This window comes from Klebsiella sp. Ech2A, assembly GCF_030078455.1.
GTDB lineage: Bacteria > Pseudomonadota > Gammaproteobacteria > Enterobacterales > Enterobacteriaceae > Klebsiella > Klebsiella terrigena.
The window spans coordinates 1-17,656 of the sequence record NZ_JAQGFU010000096.1 but is presented as its reverse complement, the minus strand read 5'-3'; the positions used below and the strand labels follow the sequence as shown (position 1 = coordinate 17,656).

Genomic DNA, 17,656 nt, shown 5'->3' with positions numbered 1-17,656 from the left:
CTGCGCGTGGTTGCCCTCCAGCTCGGTGCTGGCCGCAAACGCTTTTGGCACATCACCCAGCGCGACGCGGTCCTGCGGGCGCTTCGGTCCGGCAAGGCTTGCTTCTACCGAGCCCATGTCCAGCGCCAGGGTGCTGGTAAATACCGGCTCATCGCCGGTCATGCGCCACATTCCCTGCGCTTTGGCATAGGCTTCCACTAGCGCCACCTGCTCTTCACTGCGGCCGCTCAGGCGCATATAGCTGAGGGTCACCGCATCGATCGGGAAGAAGCCGCAGGTTGCACCGTACTCCGGCGCCATGTTGGCGATGGTTGCCCTGTCCGCCAGCGGCAGCGAATCCAGGCCGTCGCCGTAAAATTCGACAAACTTACCCACCACGCCGTGCTGGCGCAGCATCTGGGTGACGGTGAGCACCAGGTCCGTCGCGGTGATCCCTTCGCTTAATTTACCGGTCAGCTTAAAGCCTACGACGTCAGGGATCAGCATTGATACCGGCTGGCCTAACATTGCCGCTTCGGCCTCGATGCCGCCGACGCCCCAGCCGAGCACCCCGAGGCCGTTAATCATGGTGGTATGCGAGTCGGTGCCGACCAGGGTATCGGGCCAGGCAAACCATTCGCCGCTATGCTCTTCGCTCCACACGGCCTTGCCGAGATACTCGAGGTTGACCTGGTGGCAAATGCCGGTACCCGGCGGCACTACGCTAAAGCGGCTGAACGCCTGCTGCCCCCAGCGCAGGAACGCGTAGCGCTCGTGGTTACGCTCCATCTCCAGGCGGACGTTCTCCTCAAAGGCGTCATCGTTACCGAAGCGGTCTACCGTCACCGAGTGGTCAATCACCAGGTCGACGGGGGAAAGCGGGTTAACCTTAGCGGTATCGCCTCCCAGGCGTTTTACCGCTTCGCGCATGGCGGCCAGGTCCACCACCGCCGGCACGCCGGTGAAGTCCTGCATCAGGACACGCGCCGGGCGATAGGCAATCTCCCGGTCCGCATGGGCCTGCTTGAGCCAGGCGGCCAGGGCGTGGATATCCTCTGCGGTGACCGAGTCGCCGTCCTGCCAGCGCAGCAGGTTTTCCAGCAATACTTTAAGCGACTTCGGTAACCGGGTCAGATCGCCCAGTTCTTTAGCGGCCAGCGGGAGGCTGTAGTAATGGTAGGTTTTATCATTGACCTGTAGCGCGTCCTTACTGGCTTCTCGTAGGGTTGACGACATAGCTCCTCCTTTATCTCAGGGATGGCATACCCTGATGCTCCTCAGGGTTTATATTAAAGATAACACATCCCAGGCATAACACTTTGATAACAACCCGAATTGCTAAAATCGATAAAACCGCATCAAAGATATTGCACCAAAATAGACAGCAGGAATTTTGTGGTTATAAAGAGGCGAGCTCGGGAGGGATATTATTATTAGCTGAAGGAGTACTAAGTAGCGAAATGCGAAAAAGAACTAATCGCCGGTTCAGTGACGATTAGTTCAAAGGAATGGATTGTTGATTAAAAACCATCGTGGCGAAATATATCCTCCTTAATGCCGTTGGTTTATTAAACTGGAATAAACACCGAGGTTCTTACTGTCATAAAAGTGACATTTTCAGCGAGACGAAAAAGTGTCGCTTAGCTCACGATCCAGACGTTACAGATGACTAGTGCAACGATACTCCAGAACATAGCAAGCCCGATGAACACAGCGCCCCAGGCACGACTTCTCAACACAGGATCCACTTCCGTCTTGTCACCGGCCTGTGACATCGCCAACTTCATATAATCGATATCACTTATCATATCTTCACCACCAATCGTTGAAATTATCAGGTACAGTTAAATATTAATTACGGACACTCTATTAATCCAGTGAATTTTGCCCAGAATTATTATCTTTAACCGTTAATTTGATCGAGGTAGGTATAATTGCAACCGTGTTAACAGGAATAATGAAATTTGTGAGTTATACGAGGTTTACAATGTTAAATACGGTCCATTATAGGTATTGGCATCCCGGGGATGGGATGCCGAATATTTAGCCAAATCATTTCTCAGGCAGTTTAATATCCTTAAACATCGCCTCAATATCTTCATTCGAGCGTAAAGCCACCGCCGTATCCACCACGTCGCGCGTCAGGTGCGGCGCAAAACGTTGAATAAAATCATACATATAGCTGCGCAGGAAGGTGCTGCGACGGAAGCCTATTTTCGTGGTGCTGTGGCTGAAAATACCGTTGGCGTTGAGCTTCACCAGGTCCGGGTCGGACACCGGATCGACCGCCATGCTCGCAATAACCCCAACGCCGAGCCCGAGGCGAACGTAGGTTTTGATGACATCGGCATCGGTAGCGGTAAACACGATGCGCGGCGTCAGGCCGGCGCGGTTGAACGCGGTATCAAGCTCGGAGCGTCCGGTGAAGCCAAAGGTGTAGGTAACCAGCGGATACTGGGCCAGCTCTTCAATCGTTACCGAGCCTCTGGAGGCGAGCGGATGCTCAGGGGTCACGACAATCGAACGGTTCCAGTGGTAGCACGGCAGCATCACCAGGTCATCGTAGAGATGCAGCGCCTCGGTCGCGATAGCAAAATCGGCATTCCCCTTCGAGACCGCTTCGGCGATCTGCGTCGGCGACCCCTGATGCATATGCAACGAGACGCGCGGGTAGCGTTCGATAAAGCCCTTAATCACGCCAGGCAGCGCGTAGCGCGCCTGGGTATGAGTGGTCGCTACGTACAGCGATCCCTTATCGGGCCACGTGTGCTCGCCCGCCACTGACTTGATGGCGTCAACCTTCGACAGCACTTCGCGGGCAATGCGGATAATCTCCTGACCGGCAGGCGTCACCTGAGTTAAATGCTTGCCGCTGCGGGCAAAAATCTGAATACCCAGCTCATCCTCCAGCATGCGGACCTGCTTGCTGATGCCGGGCTGCGAGGTATACAGGCCTTCGGCGGTAGAGGAGACATTTAGATTATGGTTAACAACCTCAACGATGTAGCGGAGTTGCTGTAGTTTCATGGCTGATATCCGTTAACGCGTAAAATGAATTCGCTTGATACAGTTGCCGTTCAGGCCGCCTGCCGGCAGAGAGGCTGCACGCCGCTGCGGTTCGCCGCGCTGGCGCCACAAAGCGTCCTGAAACGAGAATGTAGTAAGACGATTTAATAATAAAAAAGGGATTAACTATAACCACTATATCACTTATATCTACAGTGTATAGACGCTAACGGAAAATAATAAGGCGGTTATAAGCCCGAATAAATGCGGCAAAACTTCAAGGATTTCAGCAATCAACGGGAAAAGAAAAGGGCCGCAGTGCGGCCCTTTTGCGGGGTAAGGCGCTTACTTTTTCGCTTCAGTCCACTTGCCGTCGATGTAGAAGGCTGACCAACCGGTGGCTTTGCCATCTTTTTCCGACGCAACGTACTGCTGCCTGGTTTTACGGCTAAAACGCACCAGCGTTTTATTGCCTTCCGGATCCTGCTGCGGCGCATCGGCAAGATAACGCAGCTTCTCGGCGAGGCGGTCACGGAAGCGGTGCAGCTCCTCAACCAGCGGCGCGCGAGTTTCGCGGGATTTCGGGAAGGTGTTTGCCGCGAGGAACACGCCGGCTGCACCGTCACGCAGAACAAACCAGGCGTCCGATTTCTCGCACGGCAGCTCCGGCAGCGGAACCGGATCTTCCTTCGGCGGCGCCACTTCCCCGTTACGCAGAATTTTGCGCGTATTCTTACAGTCGTCGTTGGTGCAGGCCATGTACTTACCGAAACGCCCCATCTTCAGGTGCATCTCAGAACCGCATTTCTCACACTCAACTATCGGGCCATCGTAGCCCTTAATGCGGAACTCGCCCTCTTCAATCTCATAGCCGTCGCAGGTCGGGTTGTTACCGCAGACATGCAGCTTACGCTTAGGATCGATGAGGTAGCTGTCCATCGCCGTGCCGCACTTCTGGCAGCGACGCTTGGCGCGCAGCGCGTTGGTTTCGGCATCGTCGCCTTCCAGCACGTTAAGCACTTCGTTTTCCGGCACCAGGTTAATGGTGGTTTTGCAGCGCTCTTTCGGCGGCAGCGCGTAGCCGGAGCAGCCGAGGAACACCCCGGTGCTGGCGGTACGAATGCCCATCTCACGCCCGCAGGTCGGACAGTCGATGCTGGTCAGCACCATCGGGTTAGGCTGCATGCCGCCCTCTTCCGGATCCTTCTCCGCCGTTTCCAGCTGAGCGGTAAAGTCGCCGAAGAAGTGATCCAGCACCTGCCGCCACTCGGCCTGATGATTCGCCACCTGGTCGAGACGGTCTTCCATCTGCGCGGTAAAGTCGTAGTTCATCAGATCGCGGAAGTTCTCTTCCAGACGATCGGTGACGATCTCACCCATTTTTTCCGCATAGAAGCGACGGTTTTCAACCCGAACGTAGCCGCGATCCTGAATAGTCGAAATGATCGACGCATAGGTTGACGGACGGCCAATACCGCGTTTTTCCAGCTCTTTAACCAGCGATGCTTCGCTAAAGCGCGCAGGCGGTTTGGTAAAGTGCTGCGCCGGGCAAAGTTCAACCAGGCTTAAGCTGTCGCCCTGATTAACCACCGGCAGGACGCGGTCTTCATCGCCCTTGCGCAGCGCTGGCATGACTTTCGTCCAGCCGTCAAAGCGCAGCGTACGGCCGCGCGCCTTGAGCTTAAAGTCGCCGGCTTTTACCGTCAGGGTGGTCGAGTCGTACTGCGCTGGCGTCATCTGACAGGCGACAAACTGGCGCCAGATCAGCTGATAGAGCTTCAGCGCATCAGACTCCATGCCTTTTAAATCTTCCGCCATCACGTTGACATCGGAAGGACGAATCGCTTCGTGCGCTTCCTGCGAGTTTTCCTTGCTGGCGTACTGGTTGGCGCTCTCCGGTAGATACTTTTTGCCAAAGTTATCGCCGATGTAGCCGCGCACCATGCTCAGCGCATCCTGACTCAGGTTGGTGGAGTCGGTACGCATATAGGTGATGTAGCCGGCCTCATACAGACGCTGCGCCATCATCATGGTTTTCTTCACCCCGAAGCCCAGACGCGTGCTGGCCGCCTGCTGCAGGGTTGAGGTGATGAACGGCGCGCCCGGCTTGCTGCTGGTCGGCTTATCTTCGCGTTCCAGCACGCTGTAGCCGGATTTCTCCAGCAGCGCGACGGCAGACATGGTCTCATCGCGGTTAACCGGACGGAACGGCTTGTCGTTCTTGTGCGTGACCTGCAGCGCTAAAGCGTCTCCGCCAGGCGTCGTGGTGCTGGCGTCAATCTCCCAGAACTCTTCCGGGACGAAGGCTTTAATTTCGCGTTCACGTTCGACCACCAGGCGGACGGCAACGGACTGAACGCGGCCCGCGGAGAGGCCGCGCGCTATTTTTTTCCACAGCAGCGGGGAGACCATGTAGCCCACTACGCGGTCCATAAAACGGCGCGCCTGCTGGGCATTAACGCGATCGATGTTCAGTTCGCCCGGCTTGTCAAAAGCCTGACGGATCGCGTTTTTAGTAATTTCGTTAAATACAACGCGGCTGTAGCGTTTTTCATCACCACCGATAACTTCCCGCAGGTGCCATGCAATGGCTTCCCCTTCGCGGTCAAGGTCAGTTGCGAGATAGATGTGGTCGGCTTTTTCAGCCAACTGCTTGAGTTCTGAAACTACCTTTTCTTTACCCGGGAGTACTTCATAGTGCGCATCCCAGTCATGCCACGGGTCGACGCCCATGCGATTGACCAGAGCGCTACGTTCGTCCTTTTTAGGCTTTTTGGCCCCTTTGGTGGCGGTAGAGTCGGCGCTCTTTTTGGAAGCTGAGCCACTGGTCGGCAAGTCGCGGATATGACCGACGCTGGACTTAACCACGTAGTCATTACCCAGATACTTATTGATCGTTTTGGCTTTTGCCGGGGACTCAACGATAACGAGAGCTTTACCCATATTCACCTTTACCTAATTTGATTCATCCAGGAATACATCGCACATTGATTCACCATCCGCTGGCGACGTCCGTCATATGTTGCGTCGTCGTCGAAGGATATCAACCCTCTGCACGTCCGGCCTCACGTCCATAAAACCAGATAGCCGGGTTTACTGACTTTGTCTAGCCAGGCGACATAGCACGAATAATTTTTGGCCGAATGTCAAGCAAATCTGCTGCCAGATCGCTGAAAGCGTCACACTGTACCTGATAAAATTCGTTACGCAACTTTATTAGCATGCAAAAACGAATCCTGCCAGTAAAGTCATGTTTCTTAGGCCGTTGTCAGTACCCCTGCAGAATAAATGGAAAATTTGCCCCTGCCCGCCGCGCGGCGTAGACTATTGCGCGAAGAATCACAGGAGGCCGTAATGCAAGGTACAACCCAACCCATCGATCGCCAGACGCTGCTTGAAAAAGCCAATAAACTTATTCGCGAACATGAAGATACGCTAGCCGGGATCGAAGCTACCGACGTCGTTCAGCGCAACGGTATTCTGGTATTTAGCGGCGAGTTTTATCTTGACGAGCAGGGTCTGCCTACGGCGAAGAGCACGGCGGTATTTAACATGTTTAAATACCTGGCGCACGCGCTGTCTGAAAAATATCATCTGGTCGATTAAGCCCTGGCGTTTTGCAGGGCGCTAAACGATAACGCGAGGCCAGGGCCTCGCGTTATTTTTCCTACATCAGCGGTTTTTGTCCCCGCTGCCACCAGCGCAGCAGCAGACGATCGGCGCTTTCAGCGGCGCTGCCGGTGAAGCGGTCAAACATCTTTTTCCTCTGCTGATAGCGCACGCTAATCACATCGTGGCTGTCGATCAGCCCCAGCAGCAGCTCATCGCTGGTTTCTACGGCATCGACCAGCCCTTTCTCCAGCGCCTGAACGCCGTACCAGTGCTCGCCTGTCGCCACCTGCTCAATATCCAGCGTCGGCCGCATTTTGTGGACGAAATCTTTAAACAGCTGATGGGTATCGTTCAGATCTTCCCGGAACTTACGCCGCCCTTCGTCTGTGTTTTCACCGAGCATCGTCAGGGTGCGCTTGTACTGCCCGGCGGTATGCAGCTCAATATCGATATCCTTGTTCTTAAGGAAACGATTAATGTTTGGGATCTGCGCGACCACGCCGATGGAGCCGAGAATGGCAAACGGCGCCGAGACGATTTTATTGGCCACGCAGGCCATCATGTAGCCGCCGCTGGCGGCAACTTTGTCTACCGCCACCGTCAGCGGAATTTGCTTGTCGCGAAGGCGCTGCAGCTGCGAGGCGGCCAGGCCGTAGCCGTGCACCACGCCGCCGGGGCTTTCCAGGCGGATAATGACCTGATCGCGCGCTTTCGCCGTTGCCAGCACGGCGGTGATCTCTTCGCGCAGGCTGCTCACCTCGTGGGCGTCCATGCTGCCTTTAAAGTCGAGCACCCAGGCGCGCGGTTTGCCGCCTGGCTCCGTCGAACCGAGCTTCGCCCGCGCCTTCGCGGCCCTGGCTTCCTGCTTGAGCTTTTTCTTTTGCGCTTTATGCCAAAGCTTCTGCTGCGGGCCGTCGAGCAGCGCTACCGCGAGCTCCTCCCGCATCTCTTTATACTGCTCGCTAAGGTTGGTGACCCGCAGCTCCCCGCGCTGTTTCTTACGCTGAGCGAGGTTAACGATAATTGCGGCGATAACCGCAATAGCGACGACAACAGTCGCGATTTTGGCCAAAAATAAGCCATATTGAGCAAGTAATTCCACGTTTTCACCTTGTGTAAACCACTGACGTTGAAGCACAGTGTACATCAGCCTTTGCCGGGAAGTCTCTGCGCTTTGTGTCCTGTGCGAGCCGCCTTCTTGTTTTTTTCAGCGACGATGAAATCGTTGCAAGATATTAATTCCGCAAAGAGTTTCCGCTTCGCCGATTGCATTACCCGGTCGTTTCAGGCATAAAACGCAAAAGTGAACGACCAAGAGAAAGCGTGACCCGTCAGCAGGTCACCCAAGGAGTCACCGTGCACTATCAGCCGCAGAATCATTTATTGAAAGATCGCATCATCCTGGTGACCGGCGCCAGCGACGGGATCGGCCGCGAAGCCGCGCTGACCTACTCCCGCTACAGCGCCAGCGTTATCCTGCTCGGCCGTAACGAAGAGAAGCTGCGCCGCGTGGCGCAGGAAATTGAGCAGAACGGCGGGATCCCGGCACCCTGGTTTACGCTCGATCTGCTCACCTGCACCCCGCAGGAGTGCCAGCAGCTGGCACAGCAGATAAGCGTCCACTACCCGCGCCTCGACGGCGTATTACACAACGCCGGTCTGCTCGGCGACGTCTGCCCGATGGACGAGCAGAAGCCGGAAGTCTGGCAGCAGGTTATGCAGGTCAACGTCAACGGTACCTTTATGCTGACCCAGGCGCTGCTTCCTTTATTACTCAAGTCCGAGTCCGGTTCGCTGGTTTTCACCTCATCAAGCGTAGGCCGTCAGGGTCGCGCCAACTGGGGCGCCTACGCGGCGTCGAAATTTGCCACCGAAGGGATGATGCAGGTGCTGGCGGAGGAGTACCAGAGCCGCCACCTGCGGGTTAACTGCATCAATCCGGGCGGCACGCGTACGCAAATGCGCGCCAGCGCCTTCCCGACGGAAGATCCACAGAAGCTTAAGACCCCCGCCGATATCATGCCGGTTTATTTATGGCTGATGGGCGACGATAGCCGTCGCAAAACGGGAATGACCTTCGATGCCCAACCGGGGCGCAAACCAGGAATTGCACAATGAGTGAAGAACGCCACCGCGAACGCCAGCAGCGGGTAAAAGAGAAGGTCGACGCCCGAATCGAGGCAGCTCAGGAAGAACGCGGCATTGTTATCGTCTTTACCGGCAACGGCAAAGGTAAAACCACCGCCGGTTTTGGTACCGTTACCCGCGCCATCGGGCACGGCCAAAAGGCCGGCGTGATCCAGTTTATTAAGGGCACCTGGCCGAACGGCGAACGCAACCTGCTGGAGCCGCACGGCGTCGAATTTCAGGTAATGGCGACCGGCTTCACCTGGAATACCCAGGATCGCGAAAGCGATACCGCCGCCTGTCTCGCCGTGTGGCAGCACGCTCTGCGCATGCTGTCAGACGAGAGTCTCGACATGGTTCTGCTCGACGAGCTGACCTATATGGTGGCCTATGACTATCTGCCGCTTGAAGAGGTGCTGAGCGCGCTGCGCCGTCGTCCAGCCCGGCAAACGGTGATTATCACCGGCCGCGGCTGCCATCGCGACATCGTGGAGCTTGCCGATACCGTCAGCGAATTACGCCCGGTTAAGCACGCCTTTGACGCCGGTATTAAGGCGCAGATGGGCATTGACTACTAAGAACCAGCCTCTCCAGCAGCGCGTCGTTTAGCGCCAGGCACAGGCAATCCTCGCCCTGAGCCAGCACGCTTTCGAGGCTGTTTTGTCGGGAGATAAAGCGCTTACGGTATTCTGTCGGCGTCAGCTCGCAGTATTTTTTGAAGGCGGCAATCAGGTACTTATGCTCCTGAAAGCCGCAGCTATGGCTAATTTCGGTGATCGGCGTGCGGGTATCGCGCAGCAGCGTCTTCGCCTTATTCAGCCGCACCAGCGTCAGATACTCCTTGAAGTTGTGCCGGCTCACCTTCTTAAACAGCCGCGAAAACCACGAATAGCTCATTCCGCTGCGGCTCGCTACCTCGCTGAGGGTCAGCGGCTGGTCAAAATGCTGGTTAATAAAGTCGATGCCTTTCTTTATCATCGCCTCTTCGCGCAGGGAGCTTTCCGCCTGCGGCACCGCGTCTCCCGCCAGCGTTAGCGCATCGAGCAGGAGATAGATAGTCGCGATGCGTTGAAACGGGGCGCGGTTGTCAATCAGCTGGCTGAGCAAGCTCAGCAGCCGTTGACGCACGACGCCATCGGCCTCGCTGTCGCCGCGCCCGGCGGTGCACCAGCTCAGCACCGGCGCGGGATGCAGCTCATCGAACAGGCCTGGTGAAAACTGTACGGTCACCAGCTGGCTGCCGGCCTCCTCCGCGCATAGCGAATGCACCGCCTCGGCGTTGATGTACAGCATGTCTCCCTGAGCCAGCTCCACGCTCTGCTGGCCGACAACGATAGAGAAGCGTCCCGTCAGCACGGTTATCAGCTCCGGCGCCGGGTGCCAGTGCGGTTCGCAGTAGCGTACCTCGGCGGCAAACGCGTTCAGCTTCTCGGCATCAAAAGCAATCAGCTCGTAGCCGCTGTTCACCGTATGCCGCCCGGCTTCCGTCGCCGAACGGGGGTGAGTGACTGAAAAGGGAAACATGCGCCATCTCCTGTAGTCGGACGATTATTCGCGCCCGGCAAGGACGCGATTCAGCTCATCGCTGTCGATATCAAGCGCCAAAAACTCCGTCAGGGCGATCAGCAGGCCGCAGAAGAGATCCGGCGCCAGCTGGATCAGCCGCTCGCGGATCTGCGCCGGCGGCAGCTGGCTCTTGCGCGCAATCAGGGCAACCACCCGGTCAAGCGCCTCGGGCTGCTGGATCAGCTGCTGCAGCGAATTGTCATCCCGCAGCGGCACGTAGCGCGGCGTAGTGGCCACTTCGACGTCGGCGACGAGGGGCAGATCGCGCGAAGAGCCACCAATCCGCACCTGCCAGAGGCCAGGAGTGATAACCCAGTCCGAAAGTCCGGGGTGATAGCAGGCCAGGTCGGCAATCCGCAGCTGCATACTGACGCGACGGCTCTCGCCGGGCGCAAGGGCCACTTTACAGAACGCCTTCAGCGCCCGATCCTCGCGGATCAGCTCGCCGTCCGGCGCGCTGACGTACAGCTGCGCGATCTCTTTTCCCGCCCGATCGCCGTCGTTGCTCAGGGTAAACGAGACGGTCAGCGTCTCGTCAGGCCCGACGCGAGAGGCGGAAAGCTCGGGCTGGCCGTAGGTAAACCGGCTGTAGCTCAGGCCAAAGCCAAACGGGAACAGCGGCGTCATCCGGCGTTTGTCATAGTAGCGATAGCCGACAAACAGCCCTTCGCCGTAATGGTGGCGCAGGTTTTCTCCCGGGTAGTTGAGCCACGCCGGCGTCTCTTCCAGCGTATTCGGCACCGTCACCGTCAGTTTACCGCAGGGGTTACGCTGGCCGAAGAGAATTTCCGCTACCGCCCGGCCCATGCCCTGCCCGGCGAAGAAGGTTTCCAGCAGCGCTTTACACTCCGCCAACCACGGCATCACCACCGCATCGCTATTGGCCAGCACCACCACCACGTTGGGCTGCACCGCCGCCACCTCGCGGATCAGCCGTTCGTGTACCGCCAGGATGTTTAAATCATGACGGTCGCCGTTTTCGCCATCCTCACCCACCGCGGTACTGACGAAGATAACCGCCACGTCCGCCTCCTGCGCCACCGCTCGCGCCTGGGCCAGCGCCTGCTCATCGCAGCGCTCGTCGTCCGGAGCGCCAACCGCCCAGGTGACGGTAAAGTCGTCGCCCGCCAGATCGAAGATCTCGTCCAGCGGACGATCCAGCAAATAGGGTACCGTGGTGGCGCAGCCCGATCCCTGAATCACCGGCTCCTGCGCCGGCTTGCCCAATACCGCAATCCGCCGGCTGCGCTCCGGGGTCAGCGGCAGGAGGTTATCTTCATTTTTCAGCAGAACGATTGACTCCCCGGCCAGCTGCTGCGCCAGCTGGTGATGGGCCGTGAAGTCGGCCCGGGTCTCCGGGCGACGGTGGCGCTGCACCTTTTCCAGCATCGCCAGCATTCTCCGGCAGGCGCGGTCGACTACCGCCTGAGGCACCTCTCCGGACTCGATCGCCGCCAGCAGCGTCCGCTTGTCGCGACGGGTTTCCGGCATCGCCAGATCGTTGCCCGCCAGCAGCGACGCCGGGCGGTCCTTGATGCCGTACCAGTCGGACATCACCAGCCCGTCGTATCCCCACTCATCCCGCAGTACCTGGGTCAGTAAAAAGGGATCCTGCGAAGTCTGTACGCCGTTGAGGCGGTTGTAGGAGGACATCACCGTCCACGGCTGCGATTTCGCTATCGCCCGCTGGAATCCGGCGAGGTAGATTTCACGCAGCGCCCGCTCTTCGATTATCGAATCCATTTCGGTGCGGCGATATTCAGAATTATTGGCGGCAAAATGCTTGAGGCTGGCGCCGACTCCTTCGTGCTGCAGGCCGTTGATCAGCGCCGCGGCAATATCGCCGGAGACAACCGGATCTTCGGCATAGTATTCATAGCCTCTGCCGGCGAGCGGCGTGCGGCGGATATTGATGCCGGGCCCCAGCAGGATCCCGACCCCCATCTGCTGACATTCGCGGCCCAGCGCCTGGCCCATCTGATAGACCAGCTCCACGTCCCAGCTACAGGCTAAGCTGGAGCCGTTGGGAAAGCAGGTTGCCGGCAGCGAGGCGCTGAACAGCGCTTCGCTGCCGCCTTTTGCCGCCGGCTCCTCCGCGCTGACCTGGTCAGCGGTTTGGCTGATGACCGAAATAAAGTCATCCATGCTCCACTTTTCGCTACCGTCGATTTGTGCGCTGCTGTAGCGCACGCCGTAGGTTCCGTCGGTCATCACGATATCGTTGATGCCATGCTGCGGCAGCGATGCCGTGCGCCACAGGCCGCTGCCGGTCAGCAGCGCCACTTTTTCCTCTGCCGTCATGGCCGCAATCACGGTATTAAATTCACTCTTCATCTCTGGCTCCCTGAGGTTACAGCGCATTCTGCTTGCGCAGGCTAATTTTATGGACAATATCGCGATAGGTTTTTTCATCCAGCGAATAGCACGCCACAAATATGGCGCTGAGGGCAAACATGGCGCCGGGGAATAATGTCATCAAAATATTAATCCCGTTAATCGCGCTCGCCGTGATATTGCCTGCGTCATAATGATAATAGTCCAGCATCCACCCCGCGCAGCCGCCGCCGATCGCCATCGCGATTTTAGTGATGAAATTAAAGAAGCCGTAGATCGCGCCTTCACTGCGCACGCCGTGATGCCATTCGGCATATTCTACGGTGTCGGCAATCATCGACCACATCGCCACAAAGCCCATCCCCAGCGTAATGCTATACAGGCACACGCCGGTCATAATCAGCCACAGGTTATTTCCAGCCACAAAGTACTGCATCATCACCCCCAGGATACCAATCCCCAGAGCAATCAGCGTCATTCTCTTTTTACCCATCAGGGCAATAATTTTTTCAGAAATAACCGTACCGACAATATACGCAGCTGACTGAATCAAAAAGAAGGTCGCGGTATAGCCTTCGCTGCCAATAATATATTTAATAAAGTAGATCGCTATCGCCATCCAGACGGTATAGGCAATATAGAAGAACACCGTAAACAGCGACAGGTTAAGCAGCGGCGTATTGCTCGTCACCGCACGCAGCATCTCGCGCAGCGTCGGCGCAGGCACCTGATCCTCCTCTTCACCCACCCGCTCTTTGGTCATGCCAAAACAGGCGAGGAACAGAAAGGTGGCCAGCAGCGCAAAGCACGAAACCGCGAAAACATAGCCCGCCTGTTTATCCGTAAACGGCGAAATCAGCAGGTCGGCGGTCGTCGAAACAATTAAATAACCGACGATCGCCAATACGAAGCGATATACCGACAACGACGAACGCGAAGCTTCATGCTGCGTCAGGCGGTTGGTCAGTGCCGAATATGGCGTATTGACCGCCGTATACGCCAGGCAATATATCGTATAAGAGATTAAGGCAAAGTAGAATTTCGCCTCGCCGCCAAACGGTACGAAGCACAGCACCGTCAGAAAGCCCAGCGGAATTGAACCGTATAATAACCAGGGACGCAGCTTCCCGTAGCGGCTGTGCGTTTTATCAATCGCCAAACCAATCAGGATATTAAAAATAGCATCAATGACTCGGGCAATAACAAATATCAGACTGGCCTGTACCGCGCTAATGCCATAAATATTGGTATAGAAGAAGAGTAAAAACAGCGAAACGAAACCGAATGATAAATTAGAAGCAAAGTCGCCGAAGCCGTAGCCTATTTTCTCTTTAACTCCGATAACCACGTAGCTGGCCGATAGTTTTCCTGCTGTATCCATTTTTGGCTACCTGTTTTTGTAATCAGTGTTGCCAGTATATGGCGTTCGCCGCCGCTTCACTTTGCGTTATTTGTCCGGGTATTTCCTGTTTTTTGTCTTTATACGGAAGTGTGAAAGGAGTCACATCAGGCAGGAAAAATAGGCGTCCGGCGGGAGCCGCCGGACGCGACAACATCAATCTTTGCCACGACCCGCAGAGCGGCGGTTATTGCTGCTACCCACCTGGCTATGACGTTTAACCGCGCGGCGGATCTGGTTCGCCTTCACGCGGCGGCGATCTTTCTCTACCGCCACTTTTGAAGTGGTTTCTGCCGGCAGCTCCACCAGCTCGCGCAGGTAGTTAGTCTGCGCCAGGTCCAGCTCGGTATAGCCGCCGCGAGGCAGGCCTTTCGGCAGCAGAATGTCGCCGTAGCGCACGCGGATCAGGCGGCTAACCTGAACGCCAACCGCTTCCCACAGGCGACGAACCTCGCGGTTACGTCCTTCCGTCAGGGTGACGTTATACCACTGGTTAATGCCTTCGCCGCCGGTGAATTTGATGGTTTTGAAGGCCGCAGGGCCATCTTCCAGCTGCACGCCGCGGGACAGCTGGCGCAGCTTGTCTTCATCGACCTGACCGAACACGCGAACGGCATATTCACGCTCAACTTCGCGGCTCGGGTGCATCAGTCGGTTCGCCAGTTCGCCATCGGTGGTGAACAGCAGCAGACCGCAGGTGTTCACATCCAGACGACCGACCGCAATCCAGCGCGCGCCGCGCAGCTTCGGCAAGCGGTCGAAGACCGTCGGACGGCCTTCCGGATCGTTGCGGGTGCAGAGTTCGCCTTCCGGCTTGTAGTAGGCCAGAACGCGGCAAATTTGCTCAGCGGACTCTTTCACCGAAATCAGGTGACCATCGATACGAATTTTTAAACCAGGAACAATTTCTACGCGATCGCCGAGGGTGGCGATTTTGCCATCGACGCTGACGCGGCCAGCTTCGATTTTAGACTCAATTTCACGGCGGGAGCCGTGGCCGGCGCGGGCCAGCACTTTCTGTAGTTTCTCGCTCATTGAGCTTCCTTAAGGTGTCGCCTTCCCAGGCGTCTGATATACTTTATGAAACAACAAGTTAATAAAGCCATGACCTGTTGTTAGGTAAATACTTTTGTCCCGAAGAGGTACCGCAGCCGGAGTCTGGTAACCGTCACGACTGAGACACGCCTGCAAACGTGGTCGCACATATTACACTAACTTCAAAATGAATGCTTCTTCAGGTTATATTCGCCGCGCTCTGGCAGCGACGCCCGGAGGTGGGCTGCATTGATTATGAACCAGCCGCGGTCATTTATCCCTCTCCCGGCGCGAAATCCTGCGCTATGCAGCAATAAAATGTCGGAAGCCTGCCGCCCGTAGTTGCCGTTCGCCGAGCCACGCGATCGCAAGCACGGTGCTCTCCCCCTCCGGAGACTGCGGCGCTCAGTCGCCGCCCCCAGCGCCCCCGCTCTGCCGGTAATAATGCTGCGCGAGGGCTTTCCCGATCCTCTCCGGCGCGAGCCCCTGCTGCATCAATGTCAACAGCGTCTGCATAATCGGTAAAACGTGGCGCAGATGCAGCATGTAGCCGTCGCAGAAGTAATTCTTATTGGGTCGTCCATCGTCGGACAGCATGAAGCGGTGCTTCGGACAGCCGCCGTTGCAGACCGGGCGAAACGAACAGTTAAGGCATTCGCGGCCGATGTTGGTCCGCTTACGCTGGGCAAAGGCGATATTCTGCGCCGAGTTAACCAGCGCTGAGAGGCTATTGTGGTTGATGTTGCCCAGCTTATGCTCGGGATAAACGAAATGATCGCAGGAATAGATATCGCCGTTGGACTCCACGATCGGATTGTCGCCGCAGGTTTCGCTCATCACGCAGGAGCCGGATCTGCCGGCTATTTTTGCCAACGTCTGCTCGAAGTTCATCACGAACGCGCTTCCCACATCGTTTTGCACCCAGCTATCAAAGATAACGTTAAGAAAACGCCCGTACGCTTTGGCCGGCACCGACCATTCGGTCACCCGGCACTGCGCGGAAAAATCAGGAGAAATCAGCGTCAGACCGTTGGCATCGGGCTGTGCGGCTCGCCGCTCCACCAGCGGAATAAACTGCATGTAGCGGCTGCCGATACGCTTAAGGAAACGGTAGATTTCCTGCGGCCGTTTGACGTTTTCCGCATTCACCACCGTCAAGGTGTTGAAGTCCACATTGTGCCGCTTCAGCGCCTCCAGACCACGAATAACGGCGTCGAAGGTACTTTTCCCCCCGCGCGTCAGGCGATACGCATCATTGCTGAGGCGATCGCCATCGAGGGAGAGACCGACGAGAAAACCGTGCTGTTTCAGGAACCGGGCCCAGTCATCATCAAGCTTTATCCCGTTGGTCTGAAAAACATTGTCGATGCGCTTCCCGCTGCGGTAGCGCTCCTGTAGCCGCAGCGCCTCGCGGAAAAAGTCAATCCCGAGCAGGGTCGGCTCGCCGCCCTGCCAGTGAAAATGAACCGTTTGCCCCGGCTGGCTGGCGATATTTTTCCGTACGTAGTTTTCCAGCGTCGCGCCGTCCATTTTCCAGCGGGCCTGCTGCTGCGGATAGAGCCGCCGCTTTTCCAGATAGTAGCAGTAGGTACAATCGATATTGCACACCGACCCCGACGGCTTCGCCATCAGCTGAAACTGATTGATATGATGACTCATAGCCCGAGATAGCGAATAACCGCGGGTTTCGCCGGTTCGCCGCCGCGCGTGGTCACCCCATCCAGCCAGCTATCCAGCAGTTCCGGACGGCGTTTTAACTCTTCTCGCGCCGCCTCCTGCGCCGTTTGCTGCTGGTCCAGCATCCTGGCGATCACCGCGTTTTCCAGCCCGACGTTAAATGTCAGCTGGCTGTAAAAGCGATTCAGATTCGGGCATTCAGCGGCAAAATTCTTCCGCGTCACCGTATTCACAGTAGCGCTGCCATAGTTAGCGCCAAAGTACCGGTCGCCGCCGCTGAGGTAGACCAGCCGAAAGCGCGTGTTCATGGCGTGCGGCTCCCAGCCGAGGAACGCGATCCACTGCTGACGCTCCACCGCGCGCGCCACCTGCGCCAGCATGCCGCTTTCGCTGGACTCGACTAGCGTCCAGTTTTCCAGAGCGAAATCATGCGCATCAAGCATCTTCTTCAGACTGAGGTTAGCCGGCGCGCCGGGGGCAATGCCGTAAATTTTATGGCCGAACTTATCGGCAAATTTTTGCAGGTCGGCGAAATCTTTTACGCCAGCGGCGGCGACGTAATCCGGTACGGCAAGCGTAAAGCGGGCGGCGGGAAGATTCGTGCCGAGCACCTTAATCGCGCCATCGGCGGTGAACTTACTGATAACCGGTTCCTGCGCGGGCATCCAGTTACCGAGGAACACGTCGACCTGGCCGGTTTTCAGCCCCTGAAACGCCAGCGCCACCGACAGGTTTTGCACTTTTTGCTGATAGCCCAGCGCGTTCAGTATCGTCCCGGAAAGGGCGTTGGTCGCCGCAATATCCGTCCAGCCCGGATCGGACTGCGTAACGGTCGCGCAGCGCGCGTCATCGGCGGCGAAGCCGCTCAGCGGCAACCAGCCGGCAACCGCCAGCCCGGCCCTTATACACATCTCCGGGCCC

14 protein-coding genes are annotated in these 17,656 nt (G+C 57.1%); 3 read left to right on the top strand and 11 right to left on the bottom strand.

Going from position 1 to position 17,656, the window contains the following annotated elements; genetic code table 11:
- From PFH44_RS16850 to topA, 4 genes are all read right to left on the bottom strand, one after another.
- The coding region (locus PFH44_RS16850) for an aconitase family protein (RefSeq protein ID WP_283825588.1) at positions 1 to 1,215 on the bottom strand (1,215 nt) is incomplete at its 3' end.
- 404 nt (positions 1,216 to 1,619) lie between these two features.
- Entirely contained in the window at positions 1,620 to 1,787 is a 168-nt protein-coding gene (locus PFH44_RS16845; protein ID WP_071844914.1) for a YmiA family putative membrane protein, read from the bottom strand.
- A gap of 244 nt (positions 1,788 to 2,031) precedes the next feature.
- Positions 2,032 to 3,006, bottom strand: coding sequence for an HTH-type transcriptional regulator CysB (gene cysB / locus PFH44_RS16840; protein ID WP_041145186.1), 975 nt, complete (start codon positions 3,004 to 3,006; stop codon positions 2,032 to 2,034).
- A 324-nt stretch (positions 3,007 to 3,330) separates the two neighbouring features.
- On the bottom strand, positions 3,331 to 5,928 hold the full coding sequence (gene topA / locus PFH44_RS16835) for a type I DNA topoisomerase (protein WP_283825587.1): 2,598 nt from the start codon (positions 5,926 to 5,928) through the stop codon (positions 3,331 to 3,333).
- Positions 5,929 to 6,339: 411 nt separating this feature from the next.
- Between topA and PFH44_RS16830 the strand changes: the two genes are divergently transcribed.
- Positions 6,340 to 6,591 carry a YciN family protein gene (locus tag PFH44_RS16830; protein ID WP_041145184.1) on the top strand — a complete coding sequence of 84 codons (252 nt, stop codon included), beginning with the start codon at positions 6,340 to 6,342 and terminating at the stop codon, positions 6,589 to 6,591.
- Between the two features lie 61 nt (positions 6,592 to 6,652).
- On the opposite strand, the gene sohB is transcribed toward PFH44_RS16830, so the two are convergent.
- The gene (gene sohB, locus PFH44_RS16825; RefSeq protein ID WP_045855063.1) at positions 6,653 to 7,699 is read right to left on the bottom strand and encodes a protease SohB; all 1,047 of its coding nucleotides are present in this window, start codon (positions 7,697 to 7,699) and stop codon (positions 6,653 to 6,655) included.
- A gap of 254 nt (positions 7,700 to 7,953) precedes the next feature.
- Between sohB and PFH44_RS16820 the strand changes: the two genes are divergently transcribed.
- Positions 7,954 to 8,715: a YciK family oxidoreductase gene (locus PFH44_RS16820; RefSeq protein ID WP_283825590.1), complete on the top strand. Its 762-nt coding sequence runs from the start codon at positions 7,954 to 7,956 to the stop codon at positions 8,713 to 8,715.
- Positions 8,712 to 9,302, top strand: coding sequence for a cob(I)yrinic acid a,c-diamide adenosyltransferase (cobO, locus tag PFH44_RS16815; RefSeq protein WP_045855061.1), 591 nt, complete (start codon positions 8,712 to 8,714; stop codon positions 9,300 to 9,302). Before PFH44_RS16820 ends, cobO begins: the two co-directional genes overlap by 4 nt.
- On the opposite strand, the gene PFH44_RS16810 is transcribed toward cobO, so the two are convergent.
- From PFH44_RS16810 to choX, 6 genes are all read right to left on the bottom strand, one after another.
- Positions 9,274 to 10,248: a helix-turn-helix transcriptional regulator gene (locus PFH44_RS16810; protein ID WP_283825586.1), complete on the bottom strand. Its 975-nt coding sequence runs from the start codon at positions 10,246 to 10,248 to the stop codon at positions 9,274 to 9,276. The genes cobO and PFH44_RS16810 overlap by 29 nt on opposite strands.
- Before the next feature lie 24 nt (positions 10,249 to 10,272).
- The gene (locus PFH44_RS16805; protein ID WP_283825585.1) at positions 10,273 to 12,624 is read right to left on the bottom strand and encodes a beta-glucosidase family protein; all 2,352 of its coding nucleotides are present in this window, start codon (positions 12,622 to 12,624) and stop codon (positions 10,273 to 10,275) included.
- A 16-nt stretch (positions 12,625 to 12,640) separates the two neighbouring features.
- The gene (locus tag PFH44_RS16800; RefSeq protein ID WP_283825584.1) at positions 12,641 to 14,005 is read right to left on the bottom strand and encodes an MFS transporter; all 1,365 of its coding nucleotides are present in this window, start codon (positions 14,003 to 14,005) and stop codon (positions 12,641 to 12,643) included.
- A 174-nt stretch (positions 14,006 to 14,179) separates the two neighbouring features.
- Positions 14,180 to 15,058 carry a 23S rRNA pseudouridine(2605) synthase RluB gene (gene rluB / locus PFH44_RS16795; RefSeq protein ID WP_041145177.1) on the bottom strand — a complete coding sequence of 293 codons (879 nt, stop codon included), beginning with the start codon at positions 15,056 to 15,058 and terminating at the stop codon, positions 14,180 to 14,182.
- Positions 15,059 to 15,463: 405 nt separating this feature from the next.
- Positions 15,464 to 16,717 (bottom strand): anaerobic sulfatase maturase, encoded by a 1,254-nt coding sequence (locus PFH44_RS16790; RefSeq protein ID WP_045855057.1) that lies wholly within the window; start codon positions 16,715 to 16,717, stop codon positions 15,464 to 15,466.
- The gene (choX, locus tag PFH44_RS16785; protein WP_283825589.1) at positions 16,714 to 17,646 is read right to left on the bottom strand and encodes a choline ABC transporter substrate-binding protein; all 933 of its coding nucleotides are present in this window, start codon (positions 17,644 to 17,646) and stop codon (positions 16,714 to 16,716) included. The genes PFH44_RS16790 and choX overlap by 4 nt, the downstream gene beginning before the upstream one ends.
- Positions 17,647 to 17,656: the final 10 nt, after the last annotated feature.

Bases quoted from the DNA above. Each gene is read 5' to 3' on its own strand.
- PFH44_RS16845 (WP_071844914.1), bottom strand. From the start codon at position 1,787: ATGATAAGTGATATCGATTATATGAAGTTGGCGATGTCACAGGCCGGT.
- cysB (WP_041145186.1), bottom strand. From the start codon at position 3,006: ATGAAACTACAGCAACTCCGCTACATCGTTGAGGTTGTTAACCATAAT.
- topA (WP_283825587.1), bottom strand. From the start codon at position 5,928: ATGGGTAAAGCTCTCGTTATCGTTGAGTCCCCGGCAAAAGCCAAAACG.
- PFH44_RS16830 (WP_041145184.1), top strand. From the start codon at position 6,340: ATGCAAGGTACAACCCAACCCATCGATCGCCAGACGCTGCTTGAAAAA.
- cobO (WP_045855061.1), top strand. From the start codon at position 8,712: ATGAGTGAAGAACGCCACCGCGAACGCCAGCAGCGGGTAAAAGAGAAG.
- PFH44_RS16810 (WP_283825586.1), bottom strand. From the start codon at position 10,248: ATGTTTCCCTTTTCAGTCACTCACCCCCGTTCGGCGACGGAAGCCGGG.
- PFH44_RS16805 (WP_283825585.1), bottom strand. From the start codon at position 12,624: ATGAAGAGTGAATTTAATACCGTGATTGCGGCCATGACGGCAGAGGAA.
- PFH44_RS16800 (WP_283825584.1), bottom strand. From the start codon at position 14,005: ATGGATACAGCAGGAAAACTATCGGCCAGCTACGTGGTTATCGGAGTT.
- rluB (WP_041145177.1), bottom strand. From the start codon at position 15,058: ATGAGCGAGAAACTACAGAAAGTGCTGGCCCGCGCCGGCCACGGCTCC.
- PFH44_RS16790 (WP_045855057.1), bottom strand. From the start codon at position 16,717: ATGAGTCATCATATCAATCAGTTTCAGCTGATGGCGAAGCCGTCGGGG.
- choX (WP_283825589.1), bottom strand. From the start codon at position 17,646: ATGTGTATAAGGGCCGGGCTGGCGGTTGCCGGCTGGTTGCCGCTGAGC.